Annotated in this window: 1 pseudogene; it reads left to right on the top strand. The window is 45.3% G+C overall.

Annotated elements, in window-relative coordinates:
- Positions 1–97: 97 nt before the first annotated feature.
- Positions 98–700, top strand: a pseudogene (locus ACYQ2O_RS12490) (PTS transporter subunit EIIC); the annotation flags it as partial.
- Between the last annotated feature and the right edge of the window lie 125 nt (positions 701–825).

Below are 825 nucleotides of genomic sequence, written 5' to 3'. Positions count from 1 at the left end.
TTGATTCAAACAGCACTCGAACAATCGGACAATCGGGACGGCTAAAGCCACCCCGTGTCCGAAGCCGATTCATCCCCCACTTTACACTTCGTAAGAAGTGGGGGTCTTCTCGGCTATTTTAGATAAATACTACAACTTCAGAAAATTACCGGATGCTTTGTCATTCTTCAATGGTAAGCGATTCGTTCCTTTCGTTGTAATTTTATGGTCACTGATTGCGGCCGTTGTGCTTTCAATTGTCTGGCCGGTCATCCAAGGCGGAATCAACAGTTTCGGGGTATGGATAGCTGAATCACAGGATACGGCCCCAGTCGTGGCTCCCTTCCTTTTCGGGACTCTTGAACGACTATTGCTGCCGTTCGGTCTGCATCATATGCTGACCATTCCAATCAACTATACACCACTTGGAGGAACCTACGAGGTGCTGAGTGGAGCGCAGGAAGGTGCGCTGGTATTTGGACAGGATCCGTTGTGGCTGGCATGGGCACGTGACCTGGTCAATCTGGATGCTGCTGGAGATACCAGCACATATCAGTATGCCATGGAAACTTTCGTACCAGCTCGCTTTAAAGTAGGTCAAATGATTGGATCGTCAGGTATTTTAATGGGACTGGCTTATGCGATGTATAAAAATGTCGATAAAGATAAACGAAAGCAGTATAAATCGATGTACTTGTCTGCCGGACTGGCAGTTTTTCTTATAGAATAGGAAAGTATAAAGTTTTACCCGCTAGAAAGCCTATCACCTCAAACGTTAATCACTATCACTTGATTTGAAAAGAGAGGGGATTTAAAGGTACACTATACGTATGGTAGAGAAAAGCA

The sequence above is a fragment of the Alkalibacterium sp. m-11 genome, assembly GCF_054658155.1.
Note: the sequence above shows the minus strand (reverse complement) of the source record. Positions and strands in the feature narration are given on the sequence as shown.